Raw genomic sequence first — 19,121 nt, 5'->3', positions numbered from 1 at the left:
GCCGTCTCGGCTCAGACGAGGTCGTACGCGGTCTCCGCGTGCTCGCTGGCGTCGATACCGCGAGCTTCCTCCTCCTTCTCCACGCGCCAGCCGAGGGGCTTGAGCACGTAGTAGATCACCGCGGTCAGGACACCCGTGAACACCAGGGCCAGCAGCGCGATCACCGTCTGGATCACCAGCTGCCGCAGGTCGTGGCCGTAGAACAGGCCGGTGTCCTTGGCCAGCAGGCCGATGGCCACGGTGCCCCAGAGCCCGGCCACCAGGTGGACGCCGACGACGTCGAGCGAGTCGTCGAACCCGAACTTGTACTTGAGGCCGATCGCCAGGGCGGCGAGGGCACCGGCGACGACGCCCAGGCCGAGCGAGCCGACCGGGGTCAGCGAACCGCACGCGGGGGTGATGGCCACCAGACCGGCGACGATGCCCGACGCGGCGCCGACGCTGGTCGGCTTCCCGTCGCGGATCCATTCCACCGCGAGCCAGCCGATGATCGCCGCGGCGGTGGCGACGGTGGTGTTGACCCACACCAGACCGGCGTTGGCGTTGGCGCCCAGTTCCGAACCGACGTTGAAGCCGAACCAGCCGATCCACAGCAGAGCGGCGCCGAGCATGACGAACGGGATGTTGTGCGGGCGGTAGGCGGTCTTGCCGAAGCCGAGGCGCTTGCCGACCAGGACGGCCAGCACCAGGGCCGCCATGCCTGCGTTGATGTGCACCACGGTGCCGCCGGCGAAGTCGATCGGCGAGACCTTGGCCACCGTCTCCCCGTCCACCACTTCGGTGCCGAAGATCCACGCCGCGAAGCTGTGCTCGCCCTCGCCGAGCAGGCCGCCGCCCCACACCATGTGCGCGAGCGGGAAGTAGACGAGGGTGACGAACAGGACGCTGAAGGCCAGCCAGGTGCCGAACTTCACGCGCTCGGCCAGGGCGCCGCTGACCAGTGCCACGGTGATCACCGCGAAGGTCAGCTGGAAGGCCAGGAAGACCATGGCCGGAACACCGCCGTCACCGCCCCACATCACGACGTCGTCGCCCTGGGTCGCCATCAGCTGGTCCGACCCGAACAGGGAGAACGGATTGGCGAAGAGCCCCCAGATGTCGTCGTCTCCGGTGAGGGAGTTGCCGAACGACATCGAGAATCCCCACAGGATGTACACGACGGAGACGGTCGCCATCGAGGCGAACGACATCATCATCATGTTGAGAACCGAATTCTTGCCCGTCAGGCCTCCATAGAAGAACGCCAGCGCCGGCGTCATCATCAGCACGAGCGCCGCGCTGATCAGCACCCAGGCGGTGTTGCCGGTGTCGAACGTCCCGAAGACGTCGTCGGGTAAAGCCGTTGTCACGGTGAAACCTCCTCAATCCACGCCGGATTCGACGTTGTGAAGAGACCTTCCCGCGACCAGGTTTCCTGAGAACGCGCTGATTGATTTCGGCGGTGTTACACGGCCTCGCGCACCGTTAACGCTGCGTTTCCGTCCCGATCAAGACGTACGACGGCGCGTCCGGCGCAGGCGCTCGGCGATCCGCTGGCACTGTCAGAGCAGGGCGTCGACGAACGCCCCCGGCTCGAAGGGAGCCAGGTCGTCGGCGCCCTCGCCGAGTCCGACCAGCTTCACCGGAACGCCCAGTTCCTCCTGGATGCGGAAGACGATGCCGCCCTTGGCCGTGCCGTCGAGCTTGGTCAGCACCACCCCGGTCAGGTCGACGACCTCGGCGAACACCTTGGCCTGTGTGAGACCGTTCTGGCCCACTGTCGCGTCGAGCACCAGCAGCACCTCGTCGACCGGGGTCTTCTTCTCCACCACGCGCTTGACCTTGCCGAGCTCGTCCATCAGGCCGGTCTTGGTGTGCAGGCGGCCGGCGGTGTCGATGAGCACCACGTCCACCCCGTCGCCGATCCCGGTCGAGACCGCGTCGAAGGCGACCGACGCCGGATCGGCGCCCTCCTTGCCGCGCACGATCCCTGCTCCCACGCGCTCGCCCCAGGTCTGCAACTGGTCGGCGGCGGCGGCGCGGAAGGTGTCGGCGGCGCCGAGCAGCACACGCCGTCCGTCGGCGACGAGCACGCGCGCCAGCTTGCCGGTCGTGGTGGTCTTGCCGACGCCGTTGACACCGACCACCAGCACCACGGCCGGGCCGCCCGCGTGCGGGAGTGCCTTGACCGAACGATCCAGCCCCGGGTGCAGCTGCTGCACCAGCACCTTCCGCAGCGCCGCGCGGGCGTCGTCGGCGGTGCGGACCTTGCCGGTCGCCAGTTCGGCTCGCAGGCCCTCCACCACCGCCGTGGTGGCCGCGGTGCCGAGATCGGCCATCACCAGGGTGTCCTCGATCTCCTCCCAGCTGTCCTCGTCGAGGTCACCGGCGCCCAGCAGACCGAGCATGGAGGTGCCGATGGCGCCCTGCGACCGCGCCAGGCGGCCCCGCAGCCTGGCCAGGCGGCCCTCGGTGGGCGCGATCTCGTCGAGCTCGGCGGGCTGCTCGAGGTCTCGACTCCGCTCGACCGCGGGCTCGGGCTCCGGCTCCGGCTCGGGCTCCGGCTCCGGCGCGACCACCGGCACCTCGGCCGGCGTCACGGTCTGCGCGGCCTCCACCTCGGCGGCCTCGACGGACTCCTGCACCACCATGGCGGCGTCGTCGGATGCCGTCTCGGTGTCGGGCAGCTGGGCGATCGGCTCGTCCGCGACCGGCTCCACCGGCTGCGGACTCGCCTCGGCCAGAATCCGTTCGGCTTCCTCGGCGACGCCCTCGGTCGTGCCGGCTGCAGGCGGCTCGCCGGCCGGCGCCTTCTCGGCAGTGGCTGTGCCGCCCTGCGCGAAGCTGAAACCCGATCCGGCCTGGTAGCCGCCGGACTTGTCGACCTCGCGCTTGCCGTCCGGCGTCTGCGCCTCCGGAGCCGTGAGCGAGATCCGACGCCGGCGCTGCAGCGCGATTCCGCCGCCGACGACGAGCGCCAGCAGCACGACGACGGCGATGACGATGCCGATGATCAGTTGGGTGTCCACGAAGGCGGGCCTTTCAGTGCGCGGTGCGAGGGATGTTCACGGCCGGCGGAGCCGGGCGTCACGTCGATTGTGCGGGGTTCAGGTCCACTCCGCGCAAACGCTGCGAGATCACCTGGGTGATGCCGTCGCCGCGCATGCTGACCCCGTACAGCGCGTCGGCGATCTCCATGGTCGGCTTCTGGTGGGTGATGACGATCAGCTGGCTGCGCTCACGCAGCTGCTCGAAGAGGCTGATCAGCCGGCGCAGGTTGGCGTCGTCGAGGGCCGCCTCCACCTCGTCCATGACGTAGAAGGGCGACGGTCGGGCCCGGAAGATGGCGACCAGCATGGCCACGGCGGTCAGCGACTTCTCGCCGCCGGACAGCAGCGACAGCCGTTTGACCTTCTTACCCGGCGGCCGCGCCTCCACCTCGACGCCGGTGGTGAGCATGTCGCCGGGCTCGGTGAGCACGAGCCGTCCCTCGCCGCCGGGGAAGAGCGTGGCGAATACCTGGGCGAACTCCTTCTCGACGTCGGCGTAGGCCTCGGTGAAGACCTGCAGGATCTTCGCGTCCACGTCGGCCACCACGTCCAGCAGGTCGTCGCGCGCGGCTTTGACGTCCTCCAGCTGCGCCGAGAGGAAGTTGTAGCGCTCCTCGAGGGCCGCGAACTCCTCCAGCGCCAGGGGATTGACCTTGCCCAGGGTGTTCAGGTCCTTCTGTGCCTTCTTCGCGCGGGCCTCCTGCGTCGCCCGGTCGAAGGGCATCGGCGCGGGCGCGACGACGAGCTCGCCCCTGGCCTTGGCCTCCTCGTACTCGCGGAGCTCCAGCTCCGACGGCGGCATCGGCACGTCTGGACCGTACTCGGCGACGAGGTCGTCGGGGGCGACGGCGAACTGCTCGAGAACCTGCTCTTCCAACTGCTCGATGCGCAGTGCGGCCTGCGCCTTGGCCACCTCGTCGCGGTGTACGGCGTCGCGCAGCGAGTTCAGGGTCGACGTCGCGGCGTCTACGCGGGCACGGAGCTCGTCGGTCTCGGCGGTCCGGGCCGAGCGCGCCGCTTCCAGTTCGTCGCGGCCGCGCTCGGCATCGGCGACGGCGAGCGCCACCTCTTCGGCGAGACGCACCGCCGCCTGGGCCACGGCTTCGGCGATCCCGGCCGCATACCGGCGTTGCGCATCCTGACGGCGCTGGCGCTCGCGATTGCTCCGCTCGGCGGCCGCACTGCGGCGCAGTCCCTCGGCCTTCCCGCGCACCGAGCCGAGCCGCTCCTCCGCGGTCCGCAGCGCCAACCGGGTCTCCACCTCGACCGACCGGGCGGAGGCGACCTCGGCGGCGGCCGCCTCGCGCAGGGCGCGGTCGGCGTCGTCGTCGTGCTGGAGGCGGGTCTCGTCGGCGGCCAGCCGCAGCCGCTCGTCCACTTCGGTGAGCGCGGCGAGATTCTCGGCCCGGCCCTCTTCGGCCTTCTCGCGCTGACGGACCAGCCGTTCGGCTTCCTGTTCGGCGTTGCGGATCTCGGTGCCGAGGCGACCGAGCAACTCGTACGCGGCGCCGACGTTGGCGTCGGACTCCCCGAGCGCGGCGAGGGCGCCCTCGGCCGCCTCAGCGGCTTCGCGTTCGGCGGTGAGCGCGTCGGCGAGTTCGTCGTCGAGCTGCTCGGCGTCGCGGCGGGCCCGGGCGAGGTCCTCGGTGGCGGTGTCGATCGCCGACTGCACCTCCAGCGTCGACGGCCGGGCCGAGACGCCGCCCTCGACCGACGCGGCCGAGATCCGGTCGCCCGCGCGGGTCACGGCGAGGACCGGGTGTGCGCGCGCGGTGTCCATCGCCCGCTCGGCGTCGTCGACCAGCACGATCCCGTCGAGCAGGACGTCGATCGCTCCGGCGATGGAACCCGGCGCGGTGACCACGTCTCGGGCCCACACCGCACCGGACGGCAGCTGCGGCCGGCCCGAGCGAGGCAGGTCTGGCAGACCCCCGACGATCAGCGCCGCGCGACCGCCGTCGCCCTTCCGCAGCGCACCGAGCGCGCTGAGCGCGGCGATCTGGTCGACGGTGGCGATCGCATCGACGGCGGGACCGAGGGCCCCGGCGATCGCCGTCTCGTAGCCGGGTTCCACGGTCAGCAGTTCCGACAGCGGCGCGAGCAGTCCTTCGGTGTTGTGCTCGAGCAGCCATGCGCCCCCGTCGGCGCGTTCCAGACCGACGGCCAGCGCCTCGATCCGGGCAGTGAGCGAGGCGATCTTCTGCTCCGCCTCCCGCTCAGCCTGGCGCAGGGCGGTCACCCGCTGCGTCGCCTCGGTCAACGCCGCGACACACCGTTCGTGGTGGGAGTCCAGGCCCTCTTCACGCTCTTCGAGTTCACGCATCCGGGCGGCGGCGGCGTCGACCTCGACCTGTGCGGCGGCGGCACGCTCACGCGCGGCGTCGATCGCGACGGTCAACCGCTGCGTCTCACCGTCGACCGAGTCGATGCGGGTACGCAGGTTGGCGGCCTCGCCTTCGAGGCGGGCCAGGCCCTCCCGGCGGTCGGCGACGGCCCGGACCGCGGCGAGGTGGGCCCGCTCGGCTTCGCTCGACGCCTGCTCGGCGGCCTGCAGGGCGGCGGTCGCATACTCCAGCCGTTCGGCGGCCTCCTCGACGGCGGCCGTCAGTTCCGCTTCGGCGAGTTCGGCCTCGTCGGCGCGGCGTTCCAGTTCTTCGGGATCGGGGCCGGTGGCCACGGCGCCGGGGGCCGCCAGGTTGGCGGCGCGCTCGCCGGCCAGCCGCCGGGTCCCTTCGACCCGCTCGGCCAGGGCCGACAACGTGTAGTAGACCCGGCCCGCTTCGGTCGCCGCCGGCGCGACCTGCGCAAGCTGGTCCCGGCTGTGCATGAGGGCTTCAGTGGCGGCGTCGAGCTCGGCGGTCACCTCGTCGGATTTGCGGCGGATCTCCTCCTCCACCGCCGAATGCTCGGCCATCTCGGCGCGGCGGGTGACGAGATCGTCCGCGGCCAGGCGCAGCCGGGCGTCGCGCAGTTCGGCCTGGACGGTGGCCGCGCGGCGCGCCACCTCGGCCTGTCGGCCCAGCGGCTTGAGCTGCCGCCGGAGCTCACCGGTCAGATCGCTCAGCCTGGCGAGGTTGGCCGCCATGGCGTCGAGTTTGCGGACGGCCTTCTCTTTGCGGCGACGGTGCTTGAGCACCCCGGCCGCCTCTTCGATGAAGGCGCGCCGTTCCTCCGGACGCGACTCCAGGATCGCTGCCAGTCTGCCCTGGCCCACGATCACGTGCATCTCCCGGCCGATGCCCGAGTCCGACAGCAGTTCTTGCACATCCATCAGGCGGCAGGCCGAGCCGTTGATCTCGTACTCGCCGGCGCCGTCGCGGAACATGCGGCGCGTGATGGAGACCTCGGAGTACTCGATCGGCAGCGCGCCGTCGGAGTTGTCGATCGTCAGGGTCACCTCGGCGCGGCCCAGCGGCGCGCGCCCCGACGTGCCGGCGAAGATCACGTCGGCCATCTTGCCGCCGCGCAGGGCCTTCGCACCTTGCTCACCCATCACCCAGGTCAGAGCGTCGACGACATTGCTCTTGCCCGAACCGTTGGGGCCCACCACACAGGTGATGCCCGGCTCGAACCGGAGGGTCGTCGCCGACGCGAAGGACTTGAAGCCCTTCAGGGTCAGGCTCTTGAGGTGCACGACGGTAAAGGATACCCACCGTTAACCCGTGCGCGGCTCACCGCTCGTGGAATCCACTCTGGTCACCGCGCGCCGGACCGAAGGATTCGACCACCAGGTCGACCGATCCGGCGGTCTTGCCCGACCGCAACGCGGCCAGCAGCGAGTCCAGCGCCGGACGCGGCCCCTCGGCGACCACCAGCACGCGCCCGTCGGCCAGATTCTTCGCGTAGCCGGTCAGTCCGAGTTCGAGGGCGCGTGAGCGGGTCCACCACCGGAACCCGACACCCTGCACCATGCCGTGCACATACGCGGTCAGTCGTTCCATACGTCCACTCTCCCACCCCTCGATGATCGAGCGAGCGCCTCTCCGATGATTGAGCGAGCCCCCTTCGGTGATCACGCGAGCACCTCTCCGATGATTGAGCGAGCGCAGCCCTTCGACGGAGCTCAGGAACCACGAGTCGAGATCACTCCGCCACGATCGACAGGTTCACCTGGGCGCCCGCCTTCACGGTGCGGCCGACGGTGCAGTACTTGTCCACGGCACGCTGGACGACGCCGAGCAGGCGCTGGGCAGCTTCGGGATCGAGCTCGGACAGGTCGAGCTCCATCACCTCGTCGATCTGCGGGTACACCTCGTTCTCCCGGTCGGCGGCGCCGGTCACCCGCACGGTGGCGTCGTAGTCGTCGCCCAGTCGACGGGAGAGCGTGAAGTCCGAGGCCATCCCACTGCACGCGGCCACTGCGATCTTCAGCAGCTCACCCGGAGTGAACACGCCCTCGACGTCCTCCGACCCGACCAGCACCTCCGCTCCCCGCGAGCTGTGCCCGGTGTACCGGCGCGTCCCGGTGCGCTGCACCCACAGTTCGGTCTTGGCGGGCTCGGTCATCTGCTGATTCCTCTCGATCGCGGGTGATTCCTCCCCGCACAACGTCCGGCGCGCCACCAAGCTTCCCTGGCACGCACCGCGACCAGATTATGAGACCCCGACATCGGCCGGGAGCCGCGTCGCGGATCTTGCCGCCTGGCGACAATATCCGCTGCATACGCCGGCGGGCCGATAGAATCCGCGACAGATGACTGAGCAGACACCGTCCCCGACCCTGGTCGGGACTGAACTACGCGCCCTCGAGCCGAGCTTCCACCGTTCTCCGCCAGGCTCCGATCGGAGTGTGTTCGAGCAGATGACGACGCCCGACTTCTTCGAGGTCGGCGCTTCCGGGCGCGTCCACCAGCGCGACTTCGTGCTCGACACCGTCGCCGAGCGCTACGCCGCGGGGATCGACGAACCGCAGTTCACCGTCCGTGAGTTCGCGGTGCGCCACCTCAGCGGCGAATCATGGCTAGCCACATACGAACTGACCCAGGACGGGCGTCGCACCCGGCGCGCCAAGATCTGGACGCGCACCGGATCAGCGTGGCGTGCCGACTACCACCAGGGCACTCTCGTCTGATCGGCCGGCAAGGCTTCCGCTCGCTGCACGACGTCGACGTCGTCCCACGCGATCACGGTCACTCGTTCCTCGTCGTCCAGTGCACGCGCGGTCCTACAAGTGCCGGGCCCGTACGGCGCGTCTGCGGGGCGGGCGCTGACACTGCGGACAAGAGAACGAGCTGCGGTTCATGAAGCTTTCGCGGGCCATCGGGGTGCCGCACCGCGCGCACTCCTCCCCTTCCCGTCCGTAGGCGTTCAGCGCACGCTCGAAGTACCCGGACTCGCCGTTGACGTTGACGTACAGATCGTCGAACGACGTTCCACCGACCTTGATCGCCTCCGCCATCACCTCGCGGACGAAGAACAGGACCTCGTGCAGCTTCGCTCGGCTCAGGCCCCGGGTACGACGACGACCGTGCACTCCCGCGCGCCAGAGCGCTTCGTCGGCGTAGATGTTTCCGACCCCGGCCACCACGGTCTGATCCAGCAGCGCACGTTTGATCTCGGTGTCCTTGCGGCGCAACAGGTTCACCACAGCGTCGGCGTCGTACGCCTCCTCGAACGGGTCCGGCGCGATGTGCGCGACGGACTCGGGAAGCCGCCGCGGACCGGCCTCCACGAACTCGTCAAGGTGCCAGCCGCCGAAGGTGCGCTGATCGACGAAGCGCAGTTCGTTGCCGTCGTCGAGCAGCGTCCGGATCCTCAGGTGCACCGGATCGGGTGCACCGCGCTCGGCCATCAGCATCTGGCCGCTCATCCCCAGGTGCACCACGACCCCGACCTCGTCGGCGGCGTCCGCAGCGCTCAGCCACAGGTACTTCCCGCGCCGGTCGACACTCTGGATCTCTTTGCCGCGCAACCTGTTACGCAGGTCGTCCGGGCCGTACACATGGCGTCGCGTGGCGCGCGGGTGGAGCGGCTCGACGTCGTCGATCCGGCGTCCGGTCAGGTGCGCGGCCAAGCCCATCCGAATGGTCTCGACCTCGGGGAGTTCGGGCACCGGGTCAGGCGCCCGCGGTCTCTTCAGCCGCGGGCTCTCGCCCTGCGGCCGACCCCTGTGCTTCGGCGTTCAGCGCCTTCCAGGCGAGCGCCGCGGCCTTCTGCTCGGCCTCCTTCTTGGTGCGGCCGACACCGGAACCGCGAGCCTTGCCCGCCACCATCGCCTCGGCGGTGAACTCCTTGTTGTGGTCCGGTCCGGTCGAGGAGATCTGGTAGTGCGGCACACCGAGATTCTGCGCGGCGGTCAGCTCCTGGAGCGAGGTCTTCCAGTCCAGGCCGGCGCCCAGTTCGCCCGACCGTTCGATCGCCGGGGAGAACAGCCGAAGAACCACTTCCTTGGCGGTCTCGATCCCGTGATCCAGGAACACCGCACCCAGGAGCGACTCCAGGCCGTCGGCCAGGATGCTCGCCTTGTCACGACCGCCGGTCAGCTCTTCGCCGCGACCCAGGTACAGATGAGCGCCCAGACCGCCGGGCCCGAGGTCGCGCGCGATGTCCGCGAGAGCATGCATGTTGACCACGCTCGCGCGGATCTTGGCGAGCTCCCCCTCCGGCCGGTCCGGGAAACCGCGGTAGAGCCGCTCGGTCACGACCACACCCAGCACGGCGTCACCGAGGAACTCGAGGCGCTCGTTGGTCGGCAGCCCACCGTTCTCGTACGCATACGAACGGTGTGTCAGCGCCAGGGTGAGAAGCTCATCGCTCAGCGAGACACCAAGCGCGGCAAGCAAATCAGCGGGATCAGCCTTGCTCACGACTCCCGCTCCTCGTTCGACTGCCCCGCCTCGCCGCCGTCGGCGAACCGCGCGAGCCCAGCCCATCGCGGGTCGATGGTCTCGTGCCCGTGCCCGGGCTCCGCATCGGCCAGCCGGATCCCGCACTCGACGCACAGCCCGGGGCAGGACTCGTCGCACACCGGCGACAACGGCAGCTCGGTGCCGACGGCATCGATGATCAGTTGCTCGAGATCCACCTCGTCGTCGACGAGCCGCGCGACATCCTCCTCGTCGGTGGTCTGCTCCGTCTCGCTCTCGGGATACGCGAACAGCTCGGTGAGGAAGAGGTCGACGTCGCCGTTCACCGCCTCCAGGCAGCGCCCGCACTGGCCCTGTGTCCCGGCACGGACGGTGCCGGTCACCAGGACGCCCTCGGAGACCGACTCCAGTCGGAGGTCGAAGTCCACCTCGCCGCCCTCGGGGATGCCGATCATCTCGGCGCCGATGCGCTCCGGCGCGGAGACCGTGCGATGGACCTCGATCATCGAACCGGGTCGGCGCGGCAAGCTGCGTACGTCGATCACGAAGGGGCTGGCGGAAGAATGAGAGCTCACGCCGGAGATTTTACCCTCCGGCAGCGACTCCGATCAGCCCGCCATCGGCGTCGCCGCCGGATGGTTGTGCACGTTCGCGTGCTCGTTGTGCGGGTACTCGACGTAGTCGTGCATGGCCGCACCGGTGCGCAGCTGCTGCCGACCCCGGTTCACCGAGCGCAGCGTGTTGGTCAGGACGTCCTCGAAGCCGGCGAGCTTCTCGTCGACGTAGACGTCGCACTCGCCGCGCAGGCGATCGGACTCGGCGTAGGCGGCATCGACGATGCGTTCGGCCTCGGACTTCGCGGCGGCCACGACCTCGGTCGCCGACACCAAGCGCTGCTGCTCGGCGATTCCGTCGGCGACCGACTTCTCGTAGTTGGCGTTGCCCGCCTCGATCACGCGTGCGGCTTCGGCATGCGCGCGGCCGGTGACCGCGTCGAACTCCCGCTGCGCGCTGGTCTGCAGGCGCTGTGCCTCTTCAGCGGCGTTCTGACCGATGGTCTTGGCGTGGGCGCTCGCCTCGTCGACCATGCGGTCGGCGCGAGCCTTGGCCTCGGCGAGCATGCGGTCCGCCTCGGCGCGGGCCTGCGCGACCATGGACTGCGAATCACGCTCAGCAGTGGTGACCATGCTGTCGGCACTCTCGCGCGCGTTGATGATCAGCGTGTCGCGTTCGTCGAGCACATCCTGCGCATCGTCGACTTCCTGCGGCAGCGCGTCGCGGAGGTCGTCGAGCAACTCGCGCACCGCCTCGCGGGGCACGACACAGTTCGCCGACATCGGGACGCCTCGGGCCTCCTCGACGATGGCCATCAGCTCTTCGAGGGCTTCAAAGCAGCGGTACACGGTTACCCCTTGTCCGGCGCAGTACCGATGACTGGCCTGGTCGTTAATCCTGAGGCCATTGTGCCGAATGTTGCTTGTGTGACAAGGGAGGCGCGTGGGCGTGTCGCGCGACAGGGACTTTGAGACGTGAATCCGTCGACCGTCTAGCACTACCGACCAGGTGCGGCCATATCTGACTCGATCGCGATTCACATACGACGACGAATCCCCCCGGAGGAGAGGCCACCGATGACCCCCACCACCCCGGCCCGACGCCGCCTCACCCTTGCCGCGGCAGGATGCGCCACCGCTGCAGCGGTCGCCGCCGGATCCATGACCACCGGCGCAGGCCAAGCCGACGCGGCTGCGGAGCACAGCCTCCTGGGAGGCACCGCGCTGGCCGCGGACTGGCTCGGCGGCTCGGCCACCTCCGTCGCGATTCTGCCGCTGTCGTTCGCCGGCACGTACGCCTCCGGTTCGGGAAGTACCGCGACGGCCGTCGCAGTCCTCGGACTCGCCGGCGCCTCGGCGCCGTTGCTCCCCGGGGACGGTCTCGCCTTCTGCCTGGGCGGCTTCGCCTTCGCCAACTCATCGAGCGACGGGGCCTGCGTCAACGTCCTCGGCGTCTTCGGCGCCCAGTACGACAAACCCGGGCAGAACCTCCAGTTCGCACTTACCAATCCACTCGCCCTGCTCACCGGCGACATCAGTGTGGGCGACGTCATCAGCGGGATCGCGAGCGGAAACCTGAACACCGCGCTCAGCGCCGACTTCGTCCGTCTCACGTTCGGCGGAAGTGACTGGCAGAACCTCGTTCGACTCACCAGTTCCTATGGGTTCCAGCCGATCTCGGGAGCCGTTCCCGGCGCGATCGAGGTCCAGTGGCTCGGCACCAAGGTTCTGCTCTTCCCCGCCACGCAGCTCAACGGCGACACCTCGGTGAACTACCTCGGCATGCCCCGCATCGAGTTCGGTCTGCCGACGGGCGTCGGCGACATCGTCCCGAGCCTCCGGACCGGCGCATTCAAGCTGCCGTTCGACGTCACCATCCCGGGGATCGATACCAGCGACCTGCTCCCCCTCTCTGACCCCACCGGCACGTCGGCCAGGCTCGCCGGAGTTCAGGACGATCTCGGCGGCGCCTTCGAGGACGACTCCGCCCTTCAGCTCGCGAACACCGAGACTCCGGTCGTCGAATCGCAGAGGAAGGAGCCGACCACCGACTCCGCCGGAACCGACTCCGATACGGCGACCAGCGGTGACGAAAGCGCCGGAACCGCGAACACTCTCTCCGGAACCGGAACCGAAATCGACGCCGCGAACGATGACGACGCCACGCCCTCGGCGACCCCGGCCACAACCCCGGAGATCACGTCGGGAGACAGCTCCACATCGGACTCCGACGACGAACCGGCCGCGGCGCCGACCGGCTAGGCAGGCTGACGGGAAGCCCCGGGTCCGAGCGGCGCCGTCGTCGTCCTTCCGCACCAAGCCGTCGTCGGGCGTACTCCAGCGGGTGTCAGGCCCGCAGCACGCCCTCGATGCGATTCATCAGGGCCCGGTGGATCTCCGGCGAGAGGTACGGCGACGCATCACCGCCGAGTTTGGCGACCTCTTTCACCAGCGAGCTCGAGACGTGCGCGAACCGGGGATCGGTCAGCATGAAGAAGGTCTCCGCGCCCGACAGTTCCCGGTTCATCTGCGCCATCGGCGCCTCGTACGCGAAGTCGGTCTCGGCGCGCAGGCCCTTCACGATCGTCGTCGCGTCCTCGTCGCGGACCAGATCGACCAGCAGTCCGGTCCAGCTGCGCACCTCCACGTTGGGCAGATCCGCGCAGTCGTCCCGGATCAGCTCGATCCGCTCGGGCACGCTGAACATGCCTTGCTTGTTCGGGTTCACGACCACGGCGACGATCACGCGCTCGAAGCGCTCGGCGGCCTTGGCCACCACGAACCGGTGACCGAGGGTGAACGGGTCGTAGGAGCCGGGGCAGACAGCAGCACTCATGAGCACAGACCCTACCGACCGCGCACCGGCGGACGGCTTCAGCATGGTTCCGCCCCAGGAAATCCGCTCCTCCCTATACGGGCCGCATAGGGCGGAACCAGAAACCCGGGGCGGAACGTCGGGAGCCGGGACCGGGACCCGAGCACTGGACCGGCAGCACACCCGACAGCCGGTACGACGGTCAGTTCGCGGCGAGGGTGACGACCGTGTCGCCGTACGACTTCGTGGCCACCGGCACGAGTCCCTCCGGCCACTCGGGTTCCTCGCCGCGGGCGGCGCGTTCCAGAATCACCCAGGCTTCGTCCGCGAGGTGTCCCGGCAGCGCGGCGAGCGACGCGGACACCTCGTCGGCGCCCAGTGCGTAGGGCGGATCGAGGAAGACGACGTCGAACAGCTCGCCGGGCGCGGACAGGAACGACGCCACGGTCCGGTTGACCACGCGGGCGCGACCGTGCGCGCCGCACACGGCGATGTTGTCGCGCACCACGGCGGCCGCCTTCCGGTCGGACTCGACGAGCACGGCGCTGCCCGCGCCTCGCGACAGGAGTTCGAGCGCCAGCGCTCCGGTGCCGGCGTACAGATCGAGCACCCGCGCGCCGGACAGGTCCATCCGGGAACCGAGCATGGACGCGACGGCCTCGCGGACGCGATCGGAGGTGGGACGGGTGGACTCGGCGGGCGACGCGAGACGACGGCCGCGGAACTCTCCGGCGATGATGCGGGGCATGGTCCACCCATCGTAATGCCCGCCGCGGAGTCGCCCGGCACGTCTGGACCCGCGCTCCACCGGCGGGCGGCGTGCCGTCCACGACCCGCCCGGCGAGACACCCCGCGAGACCCGCGGGGCCGAGGCGAACGGGCCGGGTGTGACTTATCCCACATCCACCCTCTGAGCAGTAACGAACCGGCCGCATTCGCGATTCGCATCGAATCGGCGGTGACTTGTCTGGACGTTCTCGTTAACGTCGAAGCCGTCATGAATCCGGCGATACCGAAGTCACGACCCGACCGCGACCCCGAAATCCGTTTCCGGGAGCCCGTGGTCGGCGACGGCATTCGTCTCTGGGAGATCGCCCGCGATTCCCAGGTGCTCGACGTGAATTCGAGCTACGCCTACGTGCTCTGGTGTCACGACTTCGCCAGCACCTCGATCGTCGCCGAGCGCGACGAGCGGGCGGTCGGATTCGTGACCGGTTACCGAAAGCCCACCCGGCCGGACGTCCTGATGGTCTGGCAGGTGGCGGTCGATGCCGATCAGCGCGGTTCAGGAATCGCCGCGCGCATGCTGACCACGCTGTTCGAGCGTTGCCGCCCGGACGGGGTCACCAGCATGCACACCACCATCAGCCCCGACAACCTCGCCTCGCAGCGATTGTTCGCCAGCGTCGCCGACCGTCTGGGCCTGGGGTTCGGGTCCGAATCCCTTTTCGCCGTCACCGATTTCCCGGATGCACATCAACCCGAAGATCTGTACATCCTGGCGGCACCCACAACCTGAATAAGGAATCGACGATGACGACCATCGAAACGCACGTGGACGAGCAGACCTTTACCCGATACGAATCCGAAGTCCGATCCTATTGCCGCAACTGGCCCGCGGTATTCGATACCGCCCGGGGTTCCTGGCTGACCGACGTCGACGGCAAGCAGTACCTCGACTTCTTCGCCGGTGCCGGCGCCCTCAATTACGGGCACAACCACCCCGCGCTCAAAGAAGCGCTGCTGACCCACCTGGTGCGCGACGGGATCACCCACGGCCTGGACATGATGACAGTCGCCAAGGGCGAGTTCCTCCAGACCTTCGACGACAAGATCCTCGCTCCCCGCAAGCTCGACTACCGTGTGCAGTTCCCGGGCCCCACCGGTACCAACGCCGTGGAGTCCGCCCTGAAGCTGGCCCGCAAGGTGACCGGCCGCGAGTCCGTCATCAGCTTCACCAACGCGTTCCACGGCATGACGCTGGGTTCGCTGTCGGTCACCGGCAACGCGATGAAGCGGGCCGGCGCGGGCGTCCCCCTCGTGCACAGCACCCCGATGCCGTTCGACAACTACTTCGACGGCGCGATGGAGGACTTCTCCTGGTTCGAGCGCACGCTCGACGATTCCGGCAGCGGCCTCAACCGGCCGGCCGCCGTGATCGTGGAGACCGTTCAGGGCGAGGGTGGCGTCAACGTCGCGCGACCGGAGTGGCTGCGCGCCCTGGCCGACCTCTGCGCCGCCCGCGAGATCCTGCTGGTCGTCGACGATGTGCAGATGGGCTGCGGCCGCACCGGCGAGTTCTTCTCCTTCGAAGAGGCCGGGATCGTTCCGGACATCGTCACCCTGTCCAAGTCGATCGGCGGGTACGGGCTGCCGATGGCGCTCACCCTCCTCAAGCCGGAGCTGGACGTCTGGTCGCCCGGCGAGCACAACGGCACGTTCCGCGGCAACAACCCGGCATTCGTCACTGCGACCGCGGCCCTGCGTCACTTCTGGTCCGACGACCTGCTCAGCCGCGACGTCCACCGCAAGGGCGAGATCATCGCCGAGTGCTTCGAGGAACTCAGCAACACGCACGACGGCGTGTCGCACCGGGGCCGCGGCATGGTCCGCGGGCTGGTCTTCGACGAGCCGGAGAACGCCGGCCGCGTCTGCGCCAAGGCCTACGAATCCGGGCTGCTGGCCGAGACCTCCGGCCCCAGCGACGAGGTGGTGAAGCTGCTGCCGCCGCTGACCATCGATGAGGACGATCTGGCCCACGGCCTGGCCGTGCTGGCGGCGGCCACCGCGGAGGTGGTCGGATGATCGTCCGCACCACCGCAGAGATCACCGGCACCGAGCGCGACGTCGCCGACGGGAGCTGGCGTTCCAAGCGGATCGTGCTCGGCGGCGACCGGGTCGGGTTCTCGTTCCACGAGACCACCATCGCTCCGGGCTCGGTCAACGAGTTCCACTACGCCAACCACGTCGAGGCGGTGTGGCTGGTCGAGGGCACCGGCACCCTCACCGACCGCGAGACCGGAGTGGAGTACCCGCTCGCCCCGGGCACCATGTATTTGCTCGACGGGAACGAGCGGCACACCGTCGCCGTCGACGCCGACAGCGTTCCGATGCGCATGTTCTGCGTCTTCAACCCGCCGGTGGTGGGCACTGAGGTGCACGACGAGAACGGGGTCTACCCGCTCGTCGCCGTCGACGCCTGACCGCCGATCGAGCCGGACCGGCACCTGGACCCCGCTCGACGTCCAGGTGCCGGTCCGGCTCGTTGTGCCACCATGGGCATCATGCGCACCGCACCGGCCTGGACCCCGGCCGAACCGACCGAACCCGACCCGGATCCGGTGGGACGGACCCGCGAGCTCGCACTGCTGCTCGCCGGTCGGCGGACGGTCGCGCTGACCGGGGCCGGACTCTCGACGCCGTCCGGGATCCCCGACTACCGCAGCCCCGGTTCGCCGCCGCGCACGCCGATGACCATCCAGATGTTCCTGAGCTCGCCCGACTACCGCCGGCACTACTGGGCCCGCAACCATCTGGGCTGGCGGCACATGGATGCGGCCCGGCCGAATGCCGCCCATCACGCGCTGGCGATCCTCGAAGCCGAAGGGCTGATCAGCGGGGTGATCACTCAGAACGTCGACATGCTGCACGTGAAGGCGGGCTCGCGCCGCGTGCTCGACCTGCACGGGTCGTACGGACGGGTGATCTGCCTGGACTGCGGCCACCGCATCTCACGGCACCTGCTCGACGACGCGCTGGAGGCGGCCAATCCCGGGTTTCGTGAGCGGGTGGCCGGCCGTGGCGCCATCGAAGTGGCCCCGGACGCCGACGCCGTCCTCGAGGACACGGCGTCGTTCGTCACCGTCGACTGCTCGGTGTGCGGCGGCATCCTGAAGCCTGACATCGTCTACTTCGGCGAGTCGGTACCCAAATCCGTTGTCGCCCAGGCCTATGCGATCGTCGACGACGCCGACGCCGTCCTGGTGGCGGGCAGTTCGCTCACGGTGATGTCGGGACTGCGCTTCGTCCGGCACGCCGCCCGGGGCGGCAAGCCGATCGCGATCGTCAACCGCGGCGGCACCCGTGGCGACGACGTGGCGACGCTGAAGATCGACCACCGCTGCGAAGAGATCCTTCCGACCCTCGCGCTCCCCCGTCAGCTGGGCATCGTGTAGGCGCCGTCGAGAGCCTGCACCTGCTGCCACACCCGGTCGAACACGCCGGTATCGGCGACCGGACGACGGACCGCGCCGAGCGCCCACTGCTGCTGCTCCGGGGTCGCCGACGGCTTGCCGTACAGGTCCACCGCGTAGCCCGAGAAGTCACGGATCTGAAAATCGAAGATCCGGTCCAGCAGGTCGTCGTCGAGTCCGATCAGCGCGGCCTGCTCCAGAATCAGCTGCCCGTAGACGATCAGGGTGAACAGGTGCCCGACGGTCAGCACGAAGTCCAGATCCTTCTGCTGTTCCGCGCTGGGCGGCGCGGTCGTGAGCAGTGCCTTGAGGGCGGTCGCCTGCTCGTAGAACACTGCCACGTTCGGCACGTCGGCACGCGCCTGGTAGGGAGCCGTCCAGTCGGCGAAGCACACCTTCCCCGCCCCGCCGACCGGTCCCTGCGCGAAGAAGAACGCGTCGTCGGCCGGGTCCAGGCGACGACCGATCTCCGGGTATTCGGCGGGGTCGAACAGATAGTTCGGCATGAACTTGAGGATCTGCGCGACGTTGACGTGCACGGTGCCCTCCAGCCGAGGCAGCCAGCCGATGAAGCGATTGGCCTGATGGAAGTAGGTGTTCTTCTCGTAACCCTTGGCCGCCACGACGTCGAGCAGCAGCGTCATCACCGTCTCGCCTTCTGACGTGACCTTCGACTTGGTGACCGGGTTGAAAAGCAGATAGCGACGGTCGTCGCGGCTCGCGCTGCGGAAGTAGTCGACAGCGCGATCGCTGAACAGCTTCATGGCCGACAGCCGCGCATAGGCGTCGACGAAGTTGCCCTGCACATGGGAGAAGACGGTGACCGGGTTTCCGTACAGGATCCGGTTGTTGGAGTGGGTGATCGCCTCGTACAGCGAGTGCTCGCACATTCCGATCGAGCCGTGGCAGAGATTGAACTTACCGACGTTGACGGTGTTCAGCGCGGCGGCGAAGGCCTCCGGGCCGGTGTGCAGGATGGCGTCGGGGCCGACCGGGTACTCGTCGAGCTCGAACGTGGAGACGTACATCTGCCCGTGCACCACGTTGTCGATCAGCCGGTAGGCCGGATGCCGGCTGTCGACGGCGAAGAACACATAGCCGTCGGGTCCGTCGACGTCGCCGCGCCGGCCGAACACCGACACCGTGCCGGCGACGTTGCCGTTCCCGATGTAGTACTTGACGCCCGACGCGGTGAATCCGTCCGGCTCTCCCCCGGCGCCGCCTGTGGGTGTGAGGATCATGTCGGTGCTGTACACGTCGGCCCCGTGCTCACGCTCGGACAGGCCGAACGCCATCACCTCGCCGTCGGCCAGCTGACGGGCGGCTTTGGCCTTGGCGGCCTCGTTGTCGGACATCCAGACCGGTCCGAGGCCGAGAATGGTCACCTGCTCGGCGTACCAGTAGGCCAGCCCGTAGAAGCCGAGGATCTCGCTCAGCGCCGCGTTCCGGGCACCGTCCCAGCGACGATTCTCGTCCCCGCCGGCGTAGGCGGCCGGGGTGAGGAAGGTAGCGAACAGTCGTTCGCGCTTCTGGAACTCGAGGAAGTCGGCCACCCACTCCGCGTGCAAATCGGCCTGAAGCAGACGCTGCTTGCCGTACCCCTCGAAGAAGTCGATCGTCGCCCGCAGCAGTCTGCGGGTCTCGGGATCGAACTGCGAGTAGTCGGCGGAGGACGGATTCAGCAAGAGCGCGGTCATGCCGTCCAGCGTAGTGGTCCGCATCCG

Annotated in this window: 18 protein-coding genes; 6 read left to right on the top strand and 12 right to left on the bottom strand. The window is 69.1% G+C overall.

Going from position 1 to position 19,121, the window contains the following annotated elements; all coding sequences use genetic code 11:
* Positions 1–11: 11 nt before the first annotated feature.
* The 5 genes from C6V83_RS08880 to C6V83_RS08860 all read right to left on the bottom strand — a co-directional run bounded on the left by C6V83_RS08880 (position 12) and on the right by C6V83_RS08860 (position 7,535).
* Positions 12–1,349 (bottom strand): ammonium transporter, encoded by a 1,338-nt coding sequence (locus C6V83_RS08880; RefSeq protein WP_105942098.1) that lies wholly within the window; start codon positions 1,347–1,349, stop codon positions 12–14.
* Positions 1,350–1,541: 192 nt separating this feature from the next.
* A complete protein-coding gene (ftsY, locus tag C6V83_RS08875) occupies positions 1,542–3,008 on the bottom strand; it encodes a signal recognition particle-docking protein FtsY (protein ID WP_105942097.1) in 1,467 nt (488 codons plus the stop codon).
* Positions 3,009–3,066: 58 nt separating this feature from the next.
* Entirely contained in the window at positions 3,067–6,663 is a 3,597-nt protein-coding gene (smc, locus tag C6V83_RS08870; RefSeq protein ID WP_105942096.1) for a chromosome segregation protein SMC, read from the bottom strand.
* Positions 6,664–6,700: 37 nt separating this feature from the next.
* The gene (locus tag C6V83_RS08865; RefSeq protein ID WP_105942095.1) at positions 6,701–6,970 is read right to left on the bottom strand and encodes an acylphosphatase; all 270 of its coding nucleotides are present in this window, start codon (positions 6,968–6,970) and stop codon (positions 6,701–6,703) included.
* A 142-nt stretch (positions 6,971–7,112) separates the two neighbouring features.
* Positions 7,113–7,535 (bottom strand): OsmC family protein, encoded by a 423-nt coding sequence (locus C6V83_RS08860; RefSeq protein ID WP_105942094.1) that lies wholly within the window; start codon positions 7,533–7,535, stop codon positions 7,113–7,115.
* A 187-nt stretch (positions 7,536–7,722) separates the two neighbouring features.
* On the opposite strand from C6V83_RS08860, the gene C6V83_RS08855 reads away from it, so the two are divergent.
* Complete coding sequence (locus C6V83_RS08855) at positions 7,723–8,100, top strand: nuclear transport factor 2 family protein (protein WP_105942093.1); 378 nt, start codon at positions 7,723–7,725, stop codon at positions 8,098–8,100.
* Between the two features lie 93 nt (positions 8,101–8,193).
* Here C6V83_RS08855 and mutM read toward each other — a convergent pair whose 3' ends face one another.
* Genes mutM through C6V83_RS08835 form a run of 4 tightly spaced genes read right to left on the bottom strand, consistent with a single transcriptional unit; the run spans position 8,194 to position 11,238 of the window.
* Positions 8,194–9,081 (bottom strand): bifunctional DNA-formamidopyrimidine glycosylase/DNA-(apurinic or apyrimidinic site) lyase, encoded by an 888-nt coding sequence (gene mutM / locus C6V83_RS08850; protein ID WP_105942092.1) that lies wholly within the window; start codon positions 9,079–9,081, stop codon positions 8,194–8,196.
* 4 nt (positions 9,082–9,085) lie between these two features.
* Positions 9,086–9,835, bottom strand: coding sequence for a ribonuclease III (gene rnc / locus C6V83_RS08845; protein WP_234353934.1), 750 nt, complete (start codon positions 9,833–9,835; stop codon positions 9,086–9,088).
* Entirely contained in the window at positions 9,832–10,410 is a 579-nt protein-coding gene (locus C6V83_RS08840; RefSeq protein ID WP_407646268.1) for a YceD family protein, read from the bottom strand. Before C6V83_RS08840 ends, rnc begins: the two co-directional genes overlap by 4 nt.
* Positions 10,411–10,443: 33 nt before the next feature.
* Positions 10,444–11,238: a DivIVA domain-containing protein gene (locus tag C6V83_RS08835; protein WP_199832610.1), complete on the bottom strand. Its 795-nt coding sequence runs from the start codon at positions 11,236–11,238 to the stop codon at positions 10,444–10,446.
* A gap of 228 nt (positions 11,239–11,466) precedes the next feature.
* Between C6V83_RS08835 and C6V83_RS08830 the strand changes: the two genes are divergently transcribed.
* The gene (locus tag C6V83_RS08830; RefSeq protein ID WP_159067483.1) at positions 11,467–12,651 is read left to right on the top strand and encodes a hypothetical protein; all 1,185 of its coding nucleotides are present in this window, start codon (positions 11,467–11,469) and stop codon (positions 12,649–12,651) included.
* A gap of 85 nt (positions 12,652–12,736) precedes the next feature.
* Here the strand turns inward: C6V83_RS08830 and coaD are convergent, their stop codons facing one another.
* Positions 12,737–13,225: a pantetheine-phosphate adenylyltransferase gene (gene coaD, locus C6V83_RS08825; protein ID WP_105943828.1), complete on the bottom strand. Its 489-nt coding sequence runs from the start codon at positions 13,223–13,225 to the stop codon at positions 12,737–12,739.
* 181 nt (positions 13,226–13,406) lie between these two features.
* Positions 13,407–13,952, bottom strand: coding sequence for a 16S rRNA (guanine(966)-N(2))-methyltransferase RsmD (gene rsmD, locus C6V83_RS08820; RefSeq protein WP_105942087.1), 546 nt, complete (start codon positions 13,950–13,952; stop codon positions 13,407–13,409).
* 249 nt (positions 13,953–14,201) lie between these two features.
* Here rsmD and ectA point away from each other — a divergent pair, with 249 nt between their 5' ends.
* The 4 genes from ectA to C6V83_RS08800 all read left to right on the top strand — a co-directional run bounded on the left by ectA (position 14,202) and on the right by C6V83_RS08800 (position 17,379).
* On the top strand, positions 14,202–14,723 hold the full coding sequence (ectA, locus tag C6V83_RS08815) for a diaminobutyrate acetyltransferase (RefSeq protein ID WP_105942086.1): 522 nt from the start codon (positions 14,202–14,204) through the stop codon (positions 14,721–14,723).
* Positions 14,724–14,737: 14 nt separating this feature from the next.
* Positions 14,738–16,009, top strand: a complete 1,272-nt coding sequence (gene ectB, locus C6V83_RS08810; RefSeq protein WP_105942085.1) for a diaminobutyrate--2-oxoglutarate transaminase — start codon at positions 14,738–14,740, stop codon at positions 16,007–16,009.
* The gene (locus C6V83_RS08805) at positions 16,006–16,407 is read left to right on the top strand and encodes an ectoine synthase (RefSeq protein WP_105942084.1); all 402 of its coding nucleotides are present in this window, start codon (positions 16,006–16,008) and stop codon (positions 16,405–16,407) included. Before ectB ends, C6V83_RS08805 begins: the two co-directional genes overlap by 4 nt.
* Positions 16,408–16,488: 81 nt before the next feature.
* Entirely contained in the window at positions 16,489–17,379 is an 891-nt protein-coding gene (locus C6V83_RS08800; RefSeq protein WP_105943827.1) for a Sir2 family NAD-dependent protein deacetylase, read from the top strand.
* Here the strand turns inward: C6V83_RS08800 and C6V83_RS08795 are convergent.
* Positions 17,361–19,094 (bottom strand): acyl-CoA dehydrogenase family protein, encoded by a 1,734-nt coding sequence (locus C6V83_RS08795; protein WP_105943826.1) that lies wholly within the window; start codon positions 19,092–19,094, stop codon positions 17,361–17,363. The two genes, C6V83_RS08800 and C6V83_RS08795, sit on opposite strands and share 19 nt — an antisense overlap.
* Between the last annotated feature and the right edge of the window lie 27 nt (positions 19,095–19,121).

Source organism: Gordonia iterans, assembly GCF_002993285.1.
GTDB classification, from domain to species: domain Bacteria; phylum Actinomycetota; class Actinomycetes; order Mycobacteriales; family Mycobacteriaceae; genus Gordonia; species Gordonia iterans.
This window is presented reverse-complemented; position numbering and strand designations above follow the sequence as displayed.

Excerpts from the sequence above, each read along its gene's own strand:
- C6V83_RS08795 (WP_105943826.1), bottom strand. The coding sequence starts at position 19,094 with ATGACCGCGCTCTTGCTGAATCCGTCCTCCGCCGACTACTCGCAGTTC.
- ectB (WP_105942085.1), top strand. The coding sequence starts at position 14,738 with ATGACGACCATCGAAACGCACGTGGACGAGCAGACCTTTACCCGATAC.
- C6V83_RS08800 (WP_105943827.1), top strand. The coding sequence starts at position 16,489 with ATGCGCACCGCACCGGCCTGGACCCCGGCCGAACCGACCGAACCCGAC.
- C6V83_RS08860 (WP_105942094.1), bottom strand. The coding sequence starts at position 7,535 with ATGACCGAGCCCGCCAAGACCGAACTGTGGGTGCAGCGCACCGGGACG.
- C6V83_RS08855 (WP_105942093.1), top strand. The coding sequence starts at position 7,723 with ATGACTGAGCAGACACCGTCCCCGACCCTGGTCGGGACTGAACTACGC.
- ectA (WP_105942086.1), top strand. The coding sequence starts at position 14,202 with ATGAATCCGGCGATACCGAAGTCACGACCCGACCGCGACCCCGAAATC.
- C6V83_RS08805 (WP_105942084.1), top strand. The coding sequence starts at position 16,006 with ATGATCGTCCGCACCACCGCAGAGATCACCGGCACCGAGCGCGACGTC.
- C6V83_RS08865 (WP_105942095.1), bottom strand. The coding sequence starts at position 6,970 with ATGGAACGACTGACCGCGTATGTGCACGGCATGGTGCAGGGTGTCGGG.
- C6V83_RS08830 (WP_159067483.1), top strand. The coding sequence starts at position 11,467 with ATGACCCCCACCACCCCGGCCCGACGCCGCCTCACCCTTGCCGCGGCA.
- rsmD (WP_105942087.1), bottom strand. The coding sequence starts at position 13,952 with ATGCCCCGCATCATCGCCGGAGAGTTCCGCGGCCGTCGTCTCGCGTCG.
- coaD (WP_105943828.1), bottom strand. The coding sequence starts at position 13,225 with ATGAGTGCTGCTGTCTGCCCCGGCTCCTACGACCCGTTCACCCTCGGT.